The following is a 1,875-nucleotide window of genomic DNA, read 5'->3' as shown; positions in this document are numbered from 1 at the left end:
CATGAAAAAACGAATACGTAACGAGAGACCATGGTTGCATCAAGAAATCAAAAAAGTCTTTTGGCAACTGAAACCATTGCACCAGAATGTCGGGATCCATACGAAACAGGAGTGTGGTCAATCCGTTGACAATGAAAACCACCACATTTATGGCGATTAGCTTGTCGGCTATCGACAACCGTGCAATTTGATATTTTAAGTTTGCTTTGTCCATTTTTAATTCCAACGGTTTTTATTGAATTGGTTTTTCTTCCAATACCACATCATGATAAAACCAGCAATGGCCCCACCGACATGGGCAAAATGGGCAATTCCCTGTCCGAAAATACCATATCCGGTTACCCCTGAAAATAAATCCAAGCCAATCAATACCGGAATGAATATTTTTGCCTTGATGGGAATCGGCAAGAAAATCAGGAATAGTTCACTATTCGGATACGACATGCCAAAGGCCACCAATACCCCATAAATAGCACCTGAAGCACCCACTGCCGGGGTGTTATAGGCACTTAGAAAGTTATCTATGGTGCTTTTTGAGGCAATATCATACCACCCCGGACTATATTGCCCACCACCAATAATCTCCATCACCTGGCTTTTTGCAATCCCTGAATTCACCAATGCATTAAGTCCTTCATTAAAATAATAATAGTTCACCCCTGTATGGATCACGGCTGCCCCGAGACCTGCCGAAAAATAAAAAAACAAAAATTTATTCCTACCCCACATGCGTTCCAAAGGGGTGCCAAAGGCCCATAGGGCATACATGTTGAAACCGATATGTGCCAATCCCCCGTGCATGAACATATGGGACACCATTTGCCATATTCCAAAATTCTCATTTTTGGGAAACCATAATGAAAACCATTCGTACATCTGCTCACCGTATAATGAGGTGGCCACGAAAAAAAGTACGTTTAAAATCAATAAATGCTTGATAGCATCTGTTATCCTACCCATCTAAATAAATTTTTTATCAATATCATTTTCAGTTATGGTCACATATACCGGTTTATTAAACGGACTCCATCTACTTTCCTTACAGGCAAACAGATCATTCACAAGCGCCATTTGCGAAGCATTGTTCAACACTTCCCCGGTCTTGACCGCCAAGGTCTTAGCCAAGGTTTTCGAAAGTATATCGGTCTGGGAAAAACTATCCTCGATCACCTGCATTTGAAAATCGGAGATCAACTGATCCAAAACCATCCCTACCTCACTTTCGGAGACAATAGGGGGTACCCCGGTAATGCATACTTCTTCCCCTTCGATTTTCGAAAATAGAAAACCGACCGTAGTCAGACCATCCTTTATTTCCTTTAACACATCGATGTCGGTCTTGGAAAAAGACAACTGCAAAGGAAACAATAATTGTTGGCTAATGGCCTCATCTATGGTAATATTCCTTAAAAAGCGCTCATAGAGTATGCGTTGATGGGCCCTGTTCTGGTCTATGACCACCATCCCTGATTTTATGGTGGTGACAATATACTTTCTACGTAATTGAAATGTTGTCACCAAGGAATCCAAATTGTCTTGGTGTGCCTCAAAAAAAGAACCGGTAATCGATTCTGACTCAAATTTTATACTACTGAAAGCTTCTTCCTTACCATCACGGGACTCCAATCCTGCATAGAGATTCTCCCATCCTTTGCTATGCTGTTTTTTGTAGCCCGGGTTTCCCGTGGCTCTTTGACCAACTTCCCGAAAGGGATTAAAGTCACTATCAACCGTTATACCGGGTTCGACGACATTCTTATCCTTGTAGTTATAAGGTGTTTCGAGGTTTTGATCCTTTTCGAAATCGAGGGAGGGTACTACACTGAACTGCCCAAGACTATGTTTGATAGTTGATCGTAATATGGCGTATAAGGT

Annotated in this window: 1 protein-coding gene and 2 pseudogenes; all 3 read right to left on the bottom strand. The window is 41.6% G+C overall.

Features of this window, described 5'->3' with window-relative positions; genetic code table 11:
• Positions 1-214: pseudogene (locus WBM98_RS05490) on the bottom strand (rhomboid family intramembrane serine protease); the annotation flags it as partial.
• Positions 215-216: 2 nt separating this feature from the next.
• The gene (locus WBM98_RS05485) at positions 217-960 is read right to left on the bottom strand and encodes a rhomboid family intramembrane serine protease (protein WP_424365024.1); all 744 of its coding nucleotides are present in this window, start codon (positions 958-960) and stop codon (positions 217-219) included.
• A pseudogene (locus tag WBM98_RS05480) lies at positions 961-1,875 on the bottom strand (DNA mismatch repair endonuclease MutL); the annotation flags it as partial.

This window comes from Maribacter sp., assembly GCF_049667165.1.
Classification (GTDB): Bacteria; Bacteroidota; Bacteroidia; order Flavobacteriales; family Flavobacteriaceae; genus Maribacter_A.
The sequence above is the reverse complement of the archived record's forward strand: the minus strand, read 5'-3'. Positions and strand labels throughout refer to the sequence as shown.